This is a genomic window from Rhodococcus parequi (assembly GCF_046042785.1).
Lineage (GTDB): Bacteria > Actinomycetota > Actinomycetes > Mycobacteriales > Mycobacteriaceae > Prescottella > Prescottella parequi.
Map to the genome: position 1 here is coordinate 844,768 of NZ_JBDLNV010000001.1, position 16,829 is coordinate 861,596.

17 protein-coding genes are annotated in these 16,829 nt (G+C 68.8%); 13 read left to right on the plus strand and 4 right to left on the minus strand.

Going from position 1 to position 16,829, the window contains the following annotated elements; all coding sequences use genetic code 11:
• The first annotated feature begins 103 nt into the window (after positions 1-103).
• Positions 104-3,061, plus strand: coding sequence for an excinuclease ABC subunit UvrA (gene uvrA / locus ABEU20_RS04055; protein ID WP_420163075.1), 2,958 nt, complete (start codon positions 104-106; stop codon positions 3,059-3,061).
• A gap of 82 nt (positions 3,062-3,143) precedes the next feature.
• On the opposite strand, the gene ABEU20_RS04060 is transcribed toward uvrA, so the two are convergent.
• From ABEU20_RS04060 to ABEU20_RS04075, 4 genes are all read right to left on the minus strand, one after another.
• Positions 3,144-3,266 carry a hypothetical protein gene (locus ABEU20_RS04060; protein ID WP_420163076.1) on the minus strand — a complete coding sequence of 41 codons (123 nt, stop codon included), beginning with the start codon at positions 3,264-3,266 and terminating at the stop codon, positions 3,144-3,146.
• Between the two features lie 249 nt (positions 3,267-3,515).
• Positions 3,516-3,938 carry a DUF1801 domain-containing protein gene (locus tag ABEU20_RS04065; protein WP_420163077.1) on the minus strand — a complete coding sequence of 141 codons (423 nt, stop codon included), beginning with the start codon at positions 3,936-3,938 and terminating at the stop codon, positions 3,516-3,518.
• Between the two features lie 99 nt (positions 3,939-4,037).
• Positions 4,038-4,169: a hypothetical protein gene (locus ABEU20_RS04070; protein ID WP_420163078.1), complete on the minus strand. Its 132-nt coding sequence runs from the start codon at positions 4,167-4,169 to the stop codon at positions 4,038-4,040.
• A 142-nt stretch (positions 4,170-4,311) separates the two neighbouring features.
• Entirely contained in the window at positions 4,312-4,689 is a 378-nt protein-coding gene (locus ABEU20_RS04075; RefSeq protein ID WP_420163079.1) for a DUF1844 domain-containing protein, read from the minus strand.
• 342 nt (positions 4,690-5,031) lie between these two features.
• On the opposite strand from ABEU20_RS04075, the gene infC reads away from it, so the two are divergent.
• The 12 genes from infC to ABEU20_RS04135 all read left to right on the plus strand — a co-directional run bounded on the left by infC (position 5,032) and on the right by ABEU20_RS04135 (position 16,825).
• Positions 5,032-5,682, plus strand: a complete 651-nt coding sequence (gene infC, locus ABEU20_RS04080) for a translation initiation factor IF-3 (protein ID WP_420163148.1) — start codon at positions 5,032-5,034, stop codon at positions 5,680-5,682.
• A 59-nt stretch (positions 5,683-5,741) separates the two neighbouring features.
• A complete protein-coding gene (gene rpmI, locus ABEU20_RS04085) occupies positions 5,742-5,936 on the plus strand; it encodes a 50S ribosomal protein L35 (protein WP_225020818.1) in 195 nt (64 codons plus the stop codon).
• Positions 5,937-5,999: 63 nt separating this feature from the next.
• Positions 6,000-6,389 (plus strand): 50S ribosomal protein L20, encoded by a 390-nt coding sequence (gene rplT / locus ABEU20_RS04090; RefSeq protein ID WP_031938929.1) that lies wholly within the window; start codon positions 6,000-6,002, stop codon positions 6,387-6,389.
• Between the two features lie 23 nt (positions 6,390-6,412).
• The gene (locus ABEU20_RS04095; protein ID WP_420163080.1) at positions 6,413-7,213 is read left to right on the plus strand and encodes a TrmH family RNA methyltransferase; all 801 of its coding nucleotides are present in this window, start codon (positions 6,413-6,415) and stop codon (positions 7,211-7,213) included.
• A 105-nt stretch (positions 7,214-7,318) separates the two neighbouring features.
• Positions 7,319-8,389 carry a phenylalanine--tRNA ligase subunit alpha gene (gene pheS / locus ABEU20_RS04100; protein ID WP_420163081.1) on the plus strand — a complete coding sequence of 357 codons (1,071 nt, stop codon included), beginning with the start codon at positions 7,319-7,321 and terminating at the stop codon, positions 8,387-8,389.
• 30 nt (positions 8,390-8,419) lie between these two features.
• Positions 8,420-10,909 carry a phenylalanine--tRNA ligase subunit beta gene (pheT, locus tag ABEU20_RS04105; protein ID WP_420163082.1) on the plus strand — a complete coding sequence of 830 codons (2,490 nt, stop codon included), beginning with the start codon at positions 8,420-8,422 and terminating at the stop codon, positions 10,907-10,909.
• Between the two features lie 68 nt (positions 10,910-10,977).
• The gene (locus ABEU20_RS04110; RefSeq protein ID WP_420163083.1) at positions 10,978-11,439 is read left to right on the plus strand and encodes a PspA/IM30 family protein; all 462 of its coding nucleotides are present in this window, start codon (positions 10,978-10,980) and stop codon (positions 11,437-11,439) included.
• Between the two features lie 56 nt (positions 11,440-11,495).
• Entirely contained in the window at positions 11,496-12,278 is a 783-nt protein-coding gene (locus tag ABEU20_RS04115) for an SGNH/GDSL hydrolase family protein (RefSeq protein ID WP_420163084.1), read from the plus strand.
• An 89-nt stretch (positions 12,279-12,367) separates the two neighbouring features.
• Positions 12,368-13,450 (plus strand): N-acetyl-gamma-glutamyl-phosphate reductase, encoded by a 1,083-nt coding sequence (gene argC / locus ABEU20_RS04120; protein WP_420163085.1) that lies wholly within the window; start codon positions 12,368-12,370, stop codon positions 13,448-13,450.
• On the plus strand, positions 13,447-14,691 hold the full coding sequence (gene argJ, locus ABEU20_RS04125) for a bifunctional glutamate N-acetyltransferase/amino-acid acetyltransferase ArgJ (RefSeq protein ID WP_420163086.1): 1,245 nt from the start codon (positions 13,447-13,449) through the stop codon (positions 14,689-14,691). Before argC ends, argJ begins: the two co-directional genes overlap by 4 nt.
• Positions 14,688-15,611, plus strand: a complete 924-nt coding sequence (gene argB / locus ABEU20_RS04130) for an acetylglutamate kinase (protein WP_420163087.1) — start codon at positions 14,688-14,690, stop codon at positions 15,609-15,611. Before argJ ends, argB begins: the two co-directional genes overlap by 4 nt.
• A complete protein-coding gene (locus tag ABEU20_RS04135; RefSeq protein ID WP_420163088.1) occupies positions 15,608-16,825 on the plus strand; it encodes an acetylornithine transaminase in 1,218 nt (405 codons plus the stop codon). Before argB ends, ABEU20_RS04135 begins: the two co-directional genes overlap by 4 nt.
• The last annotated feature ends 4 nt before the right edge of the window (positions 16,826-16,829 follow it).

The window sequence follows — 16,829 nt, forward strand, 5'->3', positions numbered from 1 at the left end:
CATCGGGAAACCCGCTGGTCGGCGAGTTTGTCGGTGCCCACGCCTACCATGGGCTTCGCCCGGACGAGTGTCCGATGACGGCTGTACCGAGAAGGGAATACGTGTGGCGGATCGCCTGATCGTGCAAGGTGCGCGGGAGCACAATCTGCGAGGGATCAATCTCGATCTGCCCCGGGACAGCCTGATCGTCTTCACCGGTCTGTCCGGCTCCGGAAAGTCCAGTCTCGCGTTCGACACCATCTTCGCCGAGGGACAGCGACGCTACGTCGAGTCGCTGTCGGCGTACGCGCGGCAGTTCCTCGGTCAGATGGACAAGCCGGACGTCGACTTCATCGAGGGTCTGTCACCCGCGGTGTCGATCGACCAGAAGTCCACCAACCGCAATCCGCGCTCGACCGTGGGCACCATCACCGAGGTGTACGACTACCTGCGTCTGCTGTACGCGCGTGCGGGTACTGCCCACTGCCCCGTGTGTGGCGAGCAGATCGCGCGGCAGACGCCGCAGCAGATCGTCGACCAGGTGCTCGAGATGGAGGGGGGAACCAAGTTCCAGGTCCTCGCCCCCGTGGTCCGCACCCGCAAGGGCGAGTTCGTCGACCTGTTCGAGCAGCTCAACACGCAGGGTTACTCGCGTGTGCGCGTCGACGGCGTCATCCACCAGCTCACCGATCCGCCGAAGCTGAAGAAGCAGGAGAAGCACGACATCGAGGTGGTCGTCGACCGCCTCACCGTCAAAGCGAGTGCGAAGCAGCGGCTCACCGACTCCGTCGAGACGGCACTGCGGCTGGCCGACGGCATCGTGGTGCTCGACTTCGTCGACCGGGACGAGAATGCCGCGGACCGCGAGCGGAGGTTCTCCGAGAAGCTGGCGTGCCCCAACGCGCACCCGCTGTCGATCGACGATCTCGAACCCCGGTCTTTCTCCTTCAACTCGCCGTACGGCGCGTGTCCTGAGTGCACGGGCCTCGGCATCCGCAAGGAGGTCGACCCGGACCTGGTGGTGCCCGACCCGGAACTCACCCTCGAGGACGGTGCCATCGCGCCGTGGTCGATGGGCCAGAGTTCGGAGTACTTCGGTCGCCTGCTGTCGGGTCTCGGCGACATCATGGGCTTCGACATGGCGACGCCGTGGAACAAGCTGCCCGCCAAGGCTCGGCGGGCGATCCTCGAAGGCAGCACCGAGCAGGTGCACGTCAAGTACAAGAACCGGTACGGGCGGACGCGCTCGTACTACGCCGAGTTCGAGGGCGTCATGCCGTTCCTGCACCGCCGGCTCGAGCAGACCGAGTCCGAGCAGATGAAGGAACGCTACGACGGGTACATGCGCGATGTTCCGTGTCCCGCCTGCAACGGTGCCCGACTGCGCCCCGAGATCCTGTCGGTCACGATCTCGTCCGAGACGTACGGCAAGAAGTCGATCGCACAGGTCTGTGAGCTCTCCATCGCCGACTGCGCAGCGTTCCTGAACAGCCTCACTCTGGGTGCTCGCGAGGAAGCGATCGCCGGGCAGGTCCTCAAGGAAGTCCAGGCACGACTCGGCTTCCTGCTGGACGTCGGGCTCGAGTACCTGTCGTTGGCGCGAGCCGCCGGCACCCTTTCGGGTGGCGAGGCGCAGCGCATCCGGTTGGCCACGCAGATCGGTTCCGGGCTCGTCGGTGTCCTGTACGTACTCGACGAGCCGTCAATCGGCCTGCATCAGCGGGACAACCGACGTCTCATCGAGACACTCACGAGACTCCGCGATCTCGGCAATACGCTCATCGTCGTCGAACACGACGAGGACACCATCCGGACGTCGGACTGGGTCGTCGACATCGGCCCGCTCGCCGGGGAGCACGGCGGTCGTGTGGTGCACAGCGGCACGTACAAGGAGTTGCTGGACAACACCGAGTCGCTGACCGGCGCGTATCTGTCCGGTCGCAGTGTCATCGAGGTGCCGGCCGAACGGCGCGCGGTGGACCGGAAGCGGCAGATCACCGTCGTGGGAGCGCGCGAGAACAATCTCGCGGGCATCGACGTCAGCTTCCCCCTAGGGGTCCTCACCTCCGTCACCGGTGTGTCCGGTTCCGGTAAGTCGACGCTCGTCAACGACATCCTGGCCACCGTGATGGCGAACAAGCTCAACGGTGCCCGTCAGGTGCCGGGTCGCCACACTCGGATCAACGGCCTCGATCAACTCGACAAGCTGGTCCAGGTCGACCAGTCGCCGATCGGCCGGACCCCTCGGTCCAACGCCGCCACCTACACGGGTGTCTTCGACAAGATCCGTACGCTGTTCGCCGCGACCACCGAGGCCAAGGTGCGCGGATACCAGCCGGGCCGGTTCTCGTTCAACGTCAAGGGCGGCCGGTGCGAGGCGTGTTCCGGCGACGGCACCCTGAAGATCGAGATGAACTTCCTGCCCGACGTCTACGTTCCGTGCGAGGTCTGTCACGGCGCCCGGTACAACCGGGAGACGCTGGAGGTGCACTACAAGGGTAAGACGATCGCCGAGGTGCTCGACATGCCGATCGAGGAGGCCGCGGAGTTCTTCGAGCCGGTCACGTCGATCCACCGCTATCTCAAGACGCTCGTCGAGGTGGGACTCGGGTACGTCCGACTGGGCCAGCCGGCACCGACCCTGTCGGGTGGTGAAGCGCAGCGCGTGAAGCTGGCCGCGGAACTGCAGAAGCGGTCCACCGGGCGCACGGTCTACGTGCTGGACGAGCCCACGACCGGTCTGCATTTCGAGGACATCCGGAAGCTGCTCAAGGTTGTCAACGGTCTCGTCGACAAGGGCAACACGGTGATCGTGATCGAGCACAACCTCGATGTCATCAAGACATCCGACTGGGTCATCGACATGGGACCCGAGGGTGGATCCGGTGGCGGCACCGTGGTCGCCGAGGGCACACCCGAGGACGTCGCGGCGGTGCCGGGCAGTTACACGGGACGGTTCCTCGAGGAAGTGTTGGCGCCGACGGCGGCTGCCAAGGGTGCTGCTGCGCCCCGGAAGTCTGCCGCGGGCAGGTCCACTGCTGCGCCCCGGAAGCGCGCTCGGAAGACAGCGGCGGTCGGGTAGCCGAAACGATCCGACTTCCGACAAGCGAACGGCGGTGGGAAACCGAGGTTTCCCACCGCCGTCAAGCTGTCAGCGGACCGAATCAGGACGGCTGCTGCTGCTCGGAAGAACCGCCGAGCAGGGAGCCCAGCAGTGCGGTGATGTCAAGGTCGCCGCTGCTGAGCGCGCTGATCAGGCCGGGAAGAACTTCGCTGATCGATCCCATGATTTTCTCCTTCGAATCGGTCCCTCGCGGGGAGGGGCCCAGTGGGGGGTATGCGTGATCTGGATCACTCCTTGATCACGCGACGGTTACGCTACCAACACGACGGCCCGAATCGGGGCGGTTTTCGAGAACCGGTTTTTCGCCAATCGGCGACGGGTATCCGCAGGCCAGGGCCTAAACTGGACATATGTCCAATATTTGCTGGTGGGAGCGTTGCCGGCGCCCGCGTCGGCATGGCGTGGCGCGGGGTCAGGAGATGTCGAGGCGACGCGCGGCGGCCGCGGAGCGGGTGATCAGACCGACCAGGGTGTGCTCGTCGACCGAGTCCAGTCGGGTGATGTAGAGACAGCTCGTGCCGACCTTGTGAGGGCCGAGTCCGTCGAGTGCGACTGACTCCTCATCGAAGTCGAGGGTCAGATAGAGGCTCAGTGCAGCCGCTCTGGGGGAGTAGCCGACAAGTGGTGTCCGTCCCGTTCGTCCGCTGGCGTACCGGTAGGTGCGGACGCCGAAGCCCACGATGCTCGTCCCCCACATCACGGCGGGTTCGCCGACTGCGTCTTCCATGATCGATCGAAGGCGCCGCGCGTCTGCCCGCCTGATCGGATTCGGCACGTTCTCGATGAACGCGTCGACGCTCGCGTCGGTGGCGTGGGTCTTGTGTGCAGCGGCCATGAGGTGAGGCTAGGTCGCGGACGAAGCCGGTAGGTGTCGCGGGCAAACAAAACGGCGGCGGAGGCATGAATGCCTCCGCCGCCGGGAAGTTCCGGGACCTTACTGGCCGCCGCCGCCCTGCTGCTGCTCCGAGGAGCCCGCGAGCAGCTGGGTGAGCAGGGCGGTGATGTCGATGTCACCGTTGGTGATGGCGCCGAGCAGGCCGCTGAAGATGTCGCCGATCGATCCCATTCGTTCTCCTTAGGTTGTCCTCGGTCGAGGACGCGTGGTGGGGGAGTTGCGTGATGTGCATCACGCGGTGGGGACGCTACCAATGTGGCAGACGGGACGGAAGGGAAAACAGCGCATCAGTTTCGGATTGTGCACCGTGTGCTCAGTACACCGGGCCGGTGTACTTCTCTCCCGGGCCCTTGCCGGGTTCGTCGGGGTGCGCCGACGTCTCCCGGAAGGCCTTCTGGAGGGCTTGGAGTCCCTCGCGGATCGGGCCGGCGTGCGGTCCGAGGTACTCGACCGATGCGGTGACCAGCCCGGCGAGCGCGGTGATCACGCGACGCGCTTCGTCCAGGTCGAGGTGCGGGCTGTTTTCCGGGCTCTCGTCGGACAACCCCAGCTTCTCGGCGGCCGAGCTCATGAGCATGACGGCGGCGCGGCTGATCACCTCGATGGCGGGCACGTCCGCGAGTTCGCGGATGTCGTCGAGATCGTCCTCGGCGTGCTGAACGGCTTCGGCCGGATCGGGGTTCTGCGTCATGCTGTCAGGATTCCATCCGCGAACGGGTTGCGGATCGGGTGGGTGGTGGGCTCGCGGTCGATTCGATCCCTCCCGCCTGAGGTGTTACTCTGTTCGTCACGACCGCCCTCGGCTTCGGCCAGGGCAGCAAAGTGGAGTCCGACTCCCACCTCTGCGCGGCACCCCTGGTGCAGTTCAGTGGTCCGGTCGCCGCCCGGTGGTAACGCCGGTCGGCTCCTTCGAGCAATCGAAGGGATGCACTGTCCGAGGTTTCGGATTCTGTATCGAACCGGTCGACATCGGGCCCCGCACGACGTTCACTCGTCGACGCGGGGCTTTCTTGTTGGGGTAAGGGCGCACGGGCTGCGGCGCGGTCAACGGACTGCACCGCACTACCTAGGAGGCCCCATCAGCACCGAGACCCGCATCAACGAGCGCATCCGCGTCCCCGAGGTTCGCCTCATCGGACCGGGTGGTGAGCAGGTTGGGATCGTGCGTGTCGAGGATGCGCTTCGCGTCGCACTCGAAGCCGACCTCGACCTGGTCGAGGTCGCGCCGGACGCCCGTCCGCCGGTCTGCAAGATCATGGACTACGGCAAATTCAAGTACGAGACCGCGCAGAAGGCGCGTGAGTCGCGTAAGAACCAGCAGCAGACCGTGATCAAGGAGCAGAAGCTTCGTCCGAAGATCGACGATCACGACTACGAGACCAAGAAGCGCAACGTGATCCGCTTCCTCGAGGCCGGATCCAAGGTCAAGGTCACGATCATGTTCCGTGGTCGTGAGCAGTCCCGCCCCGAGCTCGGGTTCCGCCTGCTGCAGCGTCTGGGTGCCGACGTCGCCGATCTCGGCTTCGTGGAAACGTCCGCGAAGCAGGACGGTCGCAACATGACGATGGTGCTGGCGCCGCACAAGGGTGCGAAGACCCGCGCGAAGGCGCAGGAAGAAGTTCAGGCTGCGCAGCCGAAGCCTGCCGCGGGCGAGGGTGGCGCTGCCCCCACGCCGAGCGCGTAGTCGGCCGCCCGGGCCACTTCACGAAGACCGAAGTACAGAACACAAGAACTGAGGACTCCATGCCCAAGTCGAAGACCCACAGCGGCACCGCGAAGCGATTCAAGGTGTCCGGTAGCGGAAAGATCCTGCGCCAGAAGGCCGGACGTCGCCACCTGCTCGAGCACAAGAGCTCGCGTGTCACCCGTCGTCTCGACGGCGTTGCCGTCGTCGCCGACGCCGATGCGCCCCGCATCAAGCGCCTGCTCGGCATCTGATTTCTTCCCCTACTTGACCGCACGGGGTGCGTCCGCGCCCCGACAGATTGACAGGATTTTGCAGTGGCACGCGTAAAGAGGGCAGTCAACGCCCAGAAGAAGCGTCGTTCGATTCTCGAGGCCTCGAGCGGCTACCGCGGACAGCGTTCGCGTCTGTACCGCAAGGCCAAGGAGCAGCAGCTCCACTCGATGACCTACGCCTACCGTGACCGTCGCGCGCGCAAGGGTGACTTCCGGAAGCTGTGGATCGCGCGTATCAACGCTGCGGCTCGCGCCAACGACATCACGTACAACCGCTTCATCCAGGGCCTCAAGGCTGCGGGTGTCGAGGTCGACCGCAAGATCCTCGCCGAGCTGGCCGTCTCCGACGCCGCTGCGTTCGCCGGTCTGGTGGCCGTCGCGAAGGCTGCCCTCCCGGCCGACGTCAACGCTCCGGCCGGAGAAGCGGCCTGAGTCAGCAGTTCCGGAATCGACCCGTGGACCCGTTCACCGAACGGACTCCGCGGGTCGTTTCTGCTGTCAAGCTCCTGCGCGGCGCAGAGCGCAGGAAGACGGGGCGCTTCCTCGTCGAGGGCGAGAACGCCGTCGCCGAGGCTCTGGTGTCCGTCCCCGTGCACGAGCTGTTCTTCACCGAGCAGGCCGCCGAGCGCTACCCCCAGCTGATCGAGCGGGCCGACGCCGAGGGCGTGCGTAGTTCGCTTGTCACCGACCGGGCGATCCGCGCCCTCAGCGACACCGTGACGCCTCCCGGCGTCGTGGCGGTGTGCGATCTGCTCGACGTCTCGCTGGACACCGCGGTGACGTCGCGGACGCGCCTTCTGGCGGTCCCCGTCGCGATCAGTGAACCCGGCAACGCCGGCACGGTCATCCGGGTGGCCGACGCGGTCGGTGCCGACGCCGCGATCCTGGCCGGTGACAGCGTGGATCCCCACAACGGCAAATGCGTGCGATCCTCCGCGGGCAGCCTGTTCCACATCCCGATCGTGCGGGAACGCAACGTCGACGCCGTGCTCGACGCTCTGACGTCGGCAGGCATCCAGGTCCTGGCCACCGCGGCCGACGGCGAGGTCGATCTCGACGAGGCCGACGATCTGTTGGCCCGCCCCACCGCGTGGCTGTTCGGCAACGAGGCCCACGGACTCGATTCCGCGGTGGCTGCGCGTGCCGATCATCGGGTGCGGATTCCGATCCGAGGCCGAGCCGAGAGTCTGAACTTGGCGACGGCGGCGTCGATCTGCCTGTACGCCAGCGCGCGGGTGCAGGGCCGGCAGTCCTGACCGGACCACGAACTCGTTCGAGTCGTCCTGGGGCAATCGCCTAGGATTCGAGTGTTGTGCCTGCGCGCGCTGATATCCATCGATAGACAAGGAGTTGCACCGGTCGTGGCTAAGAATGAGGGCGGCGCCCCGCCGACTGTCGATGCGAATGCGCTCACCGAGGAGTCGCTGAACGCCGCGGCGCTCGCGGCCGAGGAGGCCTTCGCGGCGTCCGCCGATCTCGACGCACTCGCCAAGGCCAAGACCGAGCATCTCGGCGACAAGGCCCCCATCGCGCTGGCCAAGCGCGGACTGGGTGCGTTGCCCGGCAACGAGCGGGCCGACGCGGGCAAGCGCGTCAACGTCGCACGCACGAGGGTGACGACGGCGTTCGAGGCCCGCCGCGAGGTGCTGCTCGCCGAACGCGACGCGGCCGTCCTGGTCGCCGAGGCGATCGACGTGACGCTGCCGTCGGACCGCCGTCCGGCCGGCGCCCGGCACCCCATCACGATCATCTCCGAGCAGATCGCCGACGTGTTCGTCGGCATGGGCTGGGAGGTGGCCGAGGGGCCCGAGGTCGAGACCGAGCACTTCAACTTCGATGCGCTCAACTTCCTGCCCGACCATCCGGCGCGGACGATGCAGGACACGTTCCACATCGCCCCGGAGGGCTCGCGGCAGGTGCTGCGCACCCACACGTCGCCGGTGCAGGTCCGGACGATGCTCTCGCGGGAGATCCCGATCTACGTGGTGTGCCCCGGCCGCACGTTCCGCACCGACGAACTCGACGCCACACACACCCCGGTCTTCTCTCAGGTCGAGGGGCTCGCGGTGGACAAGGGCCTGACGATGGCGCACCTGCGCGGCACGCTCGACGCGTTCGCGCGGGCGCTGTTCGGGCCCGACACGCGTACGCGCATGCGTCCCAACTACTTCCCGTTCACCGAGCCGTCCGCCGAGGTGGACGTGTGGTTCCCGAACAAGAAGGGCGGCGCGGGCTGGGTCGAGTGGGGCGGCTGCGGCATGGTCAACCCGAACGTGCTGCGCGCGAGCGGGATCGATCCCGACGAGTACTCCGGCTTCGCGTTCGGTATGGGTCTCGAGCGAACCCTGCAGTTCCGGAACGGCATTCCCGACATGCGCGACATCGTCGAGGGCGACGTGCGATTCACGCTGCCCTTCGGTGTCCAGGCCTGATCGCGACGAGAACGAGAGAGCTGAGAAGACGTGCGAGTAGCGCAATCGTGGCTGACCGACATCCTGCAGCGGGCGACCCCCGAGTGGCAGGTGAGCCCCGAAGAACTTGACGCCGGGTTCGTCCGCGTCGGTCTCGAGGTGGAGGAGGTCGACACCCTCGAGCCGGTGACCGGACCCCTGGTGGTGGGCCGGGTGCTCGAGATCGAGGAACTCACCGAGTTCAAGAAGCCGATCCGGTTCTGCAAGGTGGACGTCGGCGCCGACGAGCCGCAGGAGATCGTCTGCGGTGCCCGGAACTTCGCGCAGGACGACCTGGTGATCGCCGCACTGCCGGGCGCGGTGCTGCCCGGCGGGTTCGCGATCGCGTCCCGCAAGACGTACGGCAAGGTGTCCAACGGCATGATGTGCTCGGCGTCCGAGCTGGGCATCGGCAAGGACCACTCCGGCATCCTGGTGCTCGAGCCGGGCACGGCCGAGCCGGGTACCGATGCCAACGTGCTGCTGGGCCTCGACGACACCGTCATCGAGCTGAACATCACGCCCGACCGCGGCTACTGCTTCTCGGTGCGTGGTCTGACCCGCGAACTGGCGTGTGGATTCGACCTCGAGTTCGCCGATCCCGCGGCGATCTCACCGCTGCCGTCCGACGGCGGCGAGGCGTGGCCGATCACGCTCGAGCCGGAGTCCGCGGCCACACGTTTCACGGCCCGCCGGATCACGGGTATCGACCCGAAGGCCGTCAGCCCGTGGTGGCTGCAACGCCGCCTGCTGATGTCGGGTGTGCGGCCGATCTCGCCGGCCGTCGACGTCACCAACTACGTGTTGCTCGAGCTCGGGCAGCCGCTGCACGCGTTCGACGCCGCGAAGGTCCAGGGCGGCCTCGTCGTGCGCCGCGCGCAGGAGGGGGAGAAGCTCACCACCCTCGACGGCATCGAGCGCACCCTGTCCGCCGAGGACGTGGTGATCGCCGACGACTCGGGCGCGGTGTCGCTCGCGGGTGTCATGGGCGGCGCCTCCACCGAGGTCCACGACGGCACCACCGACATCCTGCTCGAGTCCGCCACGTGGGATCCGCTGGCGGTGTTCAAGACGTCGCGGCGGCACAAGCTGATCAGCGAGGCCAGCAAGCGCTACGAGCGCGTCGTGGACCCCGAGGTGGCGCTGCCTGCCCTCGACCGCGCCGCCGCGCTGCTCGTCGAGATCGCGGGCGGCACCGTCGAACCGGTCCTCACCGACGTGGGCGGCGTGACGCCGGCCGGCCAGATCCGCATGGACATCGATCTGCCCGACCGGGTGGCCGGCGTGGCCTACCCGAACGGCACCGCCGCGCGTCGGCTGACGCAGATCGGCTGCACCGTCGAGATCGGTGTGAGCGAGACCGGTCACGGTCAACTCGTCGTCACGCCGCCGTCGTGGCGTCCGGACCTGACGCAGCCCGCCGACCTGGTCGAGGAGGTGCTGCGGCTCGAAGGCCTCGAGCAGATCCCGTCGGTGCTGCCGCACGCCCCCGCTGGTCGCGGTCTCACGCCGCAGCAGCGTCGGCGTCGTGCCGTCGGCCGCATGCTGGCGGCGTCGGGCTGCGTCGAGATCCTGCCGCCGGTGTTCCTGCCGCACGCGGTGTTCGACACCTGGGGCCTCGACGCCGACGATCCGCGCCGCAACACCACCAAGGTGCTGAACCCGCTCGAGTCGGATCGTCCGGAGTTGGCCACGACGCTGCTGCCGGGCATGCTCGAGGTGCTGGCACGCAACGTGTCCCGCGGTCAGCGCGACGTCGCGCTGTACGGCGTCGCGCAGGTGGTCCAGCCCGGTCCCGACACCAAGCCTGTCGACGCGTTGCCGGTGGATCGCCGGCCCACCGACGAGCAGATCGCCGAATTGTTGAAGTCGCTGCCCGCGCAGCCCCTGCACGTCGCCGTCGTGCTGTCGGGGATGCGCGAGCCGTCGGGTCCGTGGGGTCCGGGTCGCGCCGTCGAGGCGTCCGACGCGTTCGCCGTCGTCCGGACGATCGCCGACGCCGCCGGCGTCACCGTGGAGCTGCGTGCCGCGCAGTACCTGCCGTGGCATCCGGGTCGCTGCGCCGAGGTCGTCTTCGACGGCACAGTCGTCGGCCACGCCGGCGAACTGCATCCCGCGGTGCTCGAGCGCGCCGGGCTGCCCGCCCGCACGTGTGCGGTCGAGATCGATCTCGACGCGCTGCCCGTCACCGAAGTGCTTCCGGCCCCGCGGATCTCGCCGTTCCCGGCGGTCCTGCAGGATGTCGCGGTCGTCGTCGATGCGTCGGTGTCCGCGGCCGCGGTCGAGGCGGCGCTGCGCAGTGGCGGCGGCGAACTGCTCGAGGACATCCGCCTGTTCGACGTGTTCGAGGGCGAGCAGGTGGGCGAGGGGCGCAAGTCGCTGGCGTTCGCGCTGCGGTTCCGCGGTGCCGATCGCACGCTCACCGAGGACGAGGCCAGTGCCGCCCGCGACGCGGCCGTCGCCGCGGCCGCGGATGCCGTGGGTGCGGTCCTGCGCGGCTGACACTGCAGTTCGACCGGGGCGGGGCTCCTCTCGGTAGCCTGGACAGTGGCTGTCGAGAGGAGCCCCTCATGGTTGATCCGGACGAAACGCTGACGCGTCTGAACGGGCTGGACGACGCGGAGTTGCTGGCGGTCGTGCTCGCGGCCACCGCGGGTCGACCCACGCTCGCTCCCGTTCACGCCGCGGCATCGATGCTCTTGGCGGGCGGTGGACACACGCCCGACGTTCCGCCCGATCCGTCGCGTCCCACTGCGCCCCCGGACGTTCCGCCGCCGACGATGATCGGCTCGGCCCCGCCGGGGACGATCGAGTCCACCCCGCCGGCCGGGCTCGACTACACCGATGCCGGTGTCCCGACCTTCGATCGGGTGCGTGACCGGATCGAGGAGCGGTTCGGCACGGCACTCGGCTCGGAGGAACTCGAACGCGAGAGCCGAGCGGGCCGGGACCTCGACGACCAGTGGCAGGCGCGCGAGAAGGCCGGTCGCGACAGGCTCGAGAAGATTCGCCGATCGATGAAGGATCGGTGACCCCGGGATCGGGCCCGAGGACGGAGTTCTAGGCTCGTCCCACAGGTGCGGCAGCGATGAAGGGGAGGACCGTGTTCAGTCGGTTCGTGGCGATCGGTGACAGTCAGAGTGAAGGACTCAACGACGGGGACGACCTGACGGGCTACCGCGGCTGGGCGGACCGGCTCGCCGAGCGGCTCGCGGAGATCGACCCCGACGTGCGCTACGCCAACCTGGCCATCCGTGGCCGGTTGGCGCGGCAGGTGCGTGAAGAACAACTGGCCCCCGCGCTGGCGTTGCGGCCCGACCTGGCGTCCGTCGTCGCCGGCGTCAACGATCTGTTGCGACCGAAGTTCGAGCCCACCGCGATCGCGGGGGAGTTGGAGATCGCGTTCGACGCGCTGACCGCGTCGGGCGCCCAGGTGTTGACGATGGCCTTTCCCACGCTCGGCGCAGGGATGCCGGGAGGGCGCGCGATCATGGCCCGGATCTCGGCGCTGAACACCGAGATCCGTGCGGCGGCGACCCGGCACGGCGTCGCGGTGATCGACCTCGAGATGTACCCGGTCTCGACCGACCCGCGGTTGTGGAGTTGGGATCGACTGCACCTCAACGCGGACGGCCACGACCGGCTGGCCGCCGCGGCTGCCACGGTGCTGGGGCTCCCCGGCACCGATCTGGCGTGGCAGGACAGCCTGGGTCCGCTCCCGCCGGTCACCGTGCCGGGCCGTCTGCGTGCGGACGCCGAGTGGGCGGTCCGGTTCCTCGGGCCGTGGCTCGGGCGCCGCGTGCGCGGCACGTCGTCGGGAGCCGACCGTGTCGCGAAGCGTCCGGAACTCACGCCCGTCCGGGTGGGATGACCGGGCAGGCCGATCGGGCGCGGTCCACGTGTTGCCGCTGCGACGATGTGTGGATGAATAGATTTGCATGATGGTGCATAATCATCCGTATGGGTACTTCTGGAGACTCCGAAGCTTCGACGGCCGGTAGCCGACCGACGATCAAGGTCGCGATCGCCGGCGCCAGCGGGTACGCGGGCGGCGAGGTTCTGCGCCTGCTCCTCGGGCATCCCGCCTACCGTGACGGCTCGCTCGTGATCGGCGCGCTCACCGCAGGCGGCAACGCCGGGACCACGCTGGGCTCGCACCATCCGCACCTGCTGCCGCTGGCCGACCGCGTTCTCGGCCCCACCGACATCGAGAGCCTGTCCGGGCACGACGTGGTCTTCCTGGGCCTGCCGCACGGCAAGTCTGCCGAGATCGCGGAGCAGCTCCCCGAGTCCGCCGTGATCATCGACTGCGGTGCGGACTTCCGGCTCACCGATGCCGCCGCGTGGGAGAAGTACTACGGCAGCCCGCACGCGGGTAGCTGGCCGTACGGTCTGCCGGAACTGCCGGGCGGCCGGGACAAGCTCGTCGGCGCCACCCGGATCGCGGTACCCGGCTGCTACCCGACGGTGTCGTCGCTGGCGATGGCTCCGGCCGTCGCCGCGGGCGTCGTCGAGCCGCGGGTCAACGTGGTCGCCGTCAGCGGTGCGTCCGGCGCCGGACGGGCGCCCAAGGCGGAACTTCTCGGCGCCGAGATCATGGGCTCGGTCCGGGCCTACGGCATCGGTGGTGCGCACCGGCACACCCCCGAGATCAAGCAGAACCTCTCCGCTGCCGCGGGCACCGAGGTGACGGTGTCGTTCACGCCGGTGCTCGCGCCCATGCCGCGCGGCATCCTCGCGACGTGCACGGCACCGACCACCGCGAGCGCGGACGAGATCCGCGCCGTCTACGAGAAGGCCTACAAGGACGAGCCGTTCCTGCACGTGCTCCCGGAGGGGCAGCTGCCGCAGACCGGTGCCGTCGTCGGCTCGAACGCCGTCCAGATCGCGGTCGCAGTGGACGCCGACGCCGGACTCCTCGTCGTGGTCGCCGCGATGGACAACCTCACCAAGGGCACCGCCGGCGGTGCCGTCCAATCCATGAACCTGGCCCTGGGCCTACCCGAGACCGATGGTCTCTCGACTGTGGGAGTTGCTCCGTGACATCCGAATCCGAGTTCGCTGCACCCGACGCGGTCGAGACCGCCGGTGGCCGGCTGATCCGCAGCCAGGGTGTCACCGCACCCGCCGGTTTCCGGGCCGCGGGCATCGAGGCCGGGATCAAGGCCAGCGGCCGCTCCGACCTCGCGCTGGTGTTCAACGAGGGGCCCGAGCTTGCGGCGGCGGGCGTGTTCACCGCCAACAAGGTCAAGGCCGCACCCGTGCTGTGGTCGCAGCAGGTACTCACCACCGGGCGGCTGCGGGCCGTCGTCCTGAACTCGGGCGGTGCCAACGCCTGCACCGGTGCCCCCGGCTTCCAGGACACCCACAAGACGGCCGAGCACGTGGCTGCATCGCTCAGCGACTGGGGCACCGAGACCGGCGCGATCGAGGTCGCGGTGTGCTCGACCGGCCTGATCGGCGACCGGCTGCCGATGGACAAGATCCTCGCCGGCGTCACCGAGATCGTGCACGAACTGGCCGGCGGTATCTCCGGTGGTACCGACGCCGCTCACGCCATCATGACCACCGACACCGTGCCGAAGCAGGCGGCGCTGCACCACGCCGACAAGTGGAACGTCGGCGGTATGGCCAAGGGCGCGGGCATGCTCGCGCCGTCGCTCGCGACGATGCTGTGCGTCGTCACCACCGACGCCGCCGCCTCCGCGCAGCAGCTCGACGAGGCACTGCGGCACGCGACGCGGATGACGTTCGACCGGCTCGACGTCGACGGCGCCACCTCCACCAACGACACCGTGCTGCTGCTGTCGTCCGGCGCCAGCTCCGTCACGCCCTCGCAGGACGAGCTCAACGCCGCCGTCCTCGCGGTGTGCGACGACCTGGCCGAGCAGATGATGGCCGACGCGGAGGGTGTCACCAAGCGGGTCCGCGTCACCGTCAGCGGTGCCGCGTCCGAGCAGGACGCGCTCGTCGCGGCCCGCACCGTCGCCCGCGACAGCCTGGTCAAGACGGCGCTGTTCGGCTCCGACCCCAACTGGGGCCGGGTGCTGGCCGCCGTCGGCATCGCACCGATCGAACTGGATCCGGACCGGATCGCTGTGTCGTTCAACGGCAATCCCGTCTGCATCGACGGCGTCGGCGCGCCCGGCGCCCGGGAGGTGGACCTGTCCGGAATGGACATCGACCTGACGATCGCACTCGGGGTCGGTGAGCACAGCGCGTCCATCCGGACCACCGACCTCTCGCACGCGTACGTCGAAGAGAACTCGGCGTACTCGTCATGAGCGCGAGCATCCAGAACCTGACGTCGAGCCAGAAGGCGTACGTCCTCGCCGAGGCGCTGCCGTGGCTGCAGCGTTTCCACGACAAGATCGTCGTGATCAAGTACGGCGGCAACGCGATGATCGACGACGAGCTCAAGAGCGCGTTCGCGGCCGACATGGCCTTCCTGCGCACCATCGGCATCCACCCGGTCGTCGTGCACGGCGGCGGCCCGCAGATCAACGCGATGCTGAAACGCCTCGGCATGGAGGGCGAATTCCGCGGGGGCTTCCGCGTCACGACGCCCGAGGTCATGGACGTCGTCCGCATGGTGCTGTTCGGTCAGGTCGGCCGCGAACTCGTCGGCCTGATCAATGCGCACGGCCCGTTCGCCGTCGGCATCTCCGGTGAGGACGCGCGGCTGTTCACGGCGACGCGCCGGACCGTGCAGGTCGACGGCGCGGCCACCGACATCGGACTGGTCGGTGACGTCACCACCGTCAACCCGGCGGCGGTGCTCGATCTCATTGCGGCCGGACGCATTCCGGTCGTGTCGACGATCGCGCCCGACGAGGACGGCGTCGTGCACAACATCAACGCCGACACTGCCGCCGCGGCCCTGGCGGAGGCGATCGGTGCCGAGAAGCTCGTCGTCCTCACCGACGTCGAGGGGCTGTACACCGACTGGCCCGACCGCTCGTCGCTCGCGACCGAGATCGACACGGCCGCACTGCGTCAGCTGCTGCCGAGCCTCGACGCGGGCATGGTCCCCAAGATGGAGGCCTGCCTGCGCGCCGTCGAGGGTGGCGTGCCGACCGCACACGTCATCGACGGCCGCGTCGCGCACGCGGTTCTGCTCGAACTCTTCACCGGGGAGGGCATCGGCACGATGGTCGTTCCCGCCTCCGAACCCCAGATCGCACTCACGGAAGGACTGGCATGACTGCCACGACGGATCTCCAGCAGCGCTGGTCCGGCGCACTGATGAACACCTACGGCGTGCCGCGGGTGGCGCTGGTCCGTGGTGAGGGCGCGGTCGTCACCGACGCGGACGGCAAGCAGTACCTGGATCTGCTCGCGGGTATCGCCGTGAACATCCTGGGGCATGCGCACCCGGCGATCGTCGAGGCGGTCACGACGCAGCTGTCGACGCTCGGGCACGTGTCGAACCTGTACGCGAGCGAGCCTGCCGTCGAGCTGGCCGAGCACCTGCTCGCGCACCTGGGCGTGGGCGACAACGCCGGCTCGGTGACGGGCCGGGTGTTCCTGTGCAACTCGGGCACCGAGGCCAACGAGGCCGCATTCAAGCTGGCCCGGGCCACCGGGCGGCGCAAGATCATCGCGGCCGAGAAGGCGTTCCACGGCCGGACGATGGGCGCCCTGGCGCTCACCGGACAGCCCGACAAGCGCGCTCCGTTCGAGCCGATGCCACCGGGCGTCGAGCACGTGCCCTACGGCGACCTCGCGGCGCTCGACCGGGCCGTCGACGAGGACACCGCCGCGGTGTTCCTCGAGCCGATCATGGGTGAGGGCGGCGTCGTCGTGCCGCCCGAGGGCTACCTGGCGGGCGCCCGGAAGATCACCGCCGAGCGGGGTGCGCTACTGATCCTCGACGAGGTGCAGACCGGTATCGGCCGCACCGGCTGGTTCTACGCGCATCAGGCCGCGGGCATCGTGCCCGACGTCATGACGCTCGCGAAGGGCCTCGGCGGCGGCATGCCGATCGGCGCGTGCATCGCGACCGGCGCGGCCGCGGAACTGTTCGGACCGGGCAAGCACGGCACCACGTTCGGCGGCAACCCGGTGTGCGCGTCGGCGGCGCTGGCGGTGCTGAAGACGATCGCCGCGGAGGATCTTCTGTCGCACGCCGACAACCTGGGCAAGGTGCTCTCCGCGGGCATCGAGGGTCTCGGGCATCCGCTCGTCGACCACGTCCGCGGCTCGGGGCTACTGCTGGGTGTCGTGCTCACCGACGATGTCGCGCCGGCGGTCGAGACCGCCGCCCGCGAGGCCGGCTACCTCGTCAACGCGGCGCAGCCCGGCGTGGTCCGGTTGGCACCCCCGCTGATCTTGACCGAGGAGCAGGCGGAAGGATTCGTCGCGGCGCTGCCGGGAATTCTCGATACGGCCGCGGTGGAACCGGCAGGAGGCAAGTAGTTAC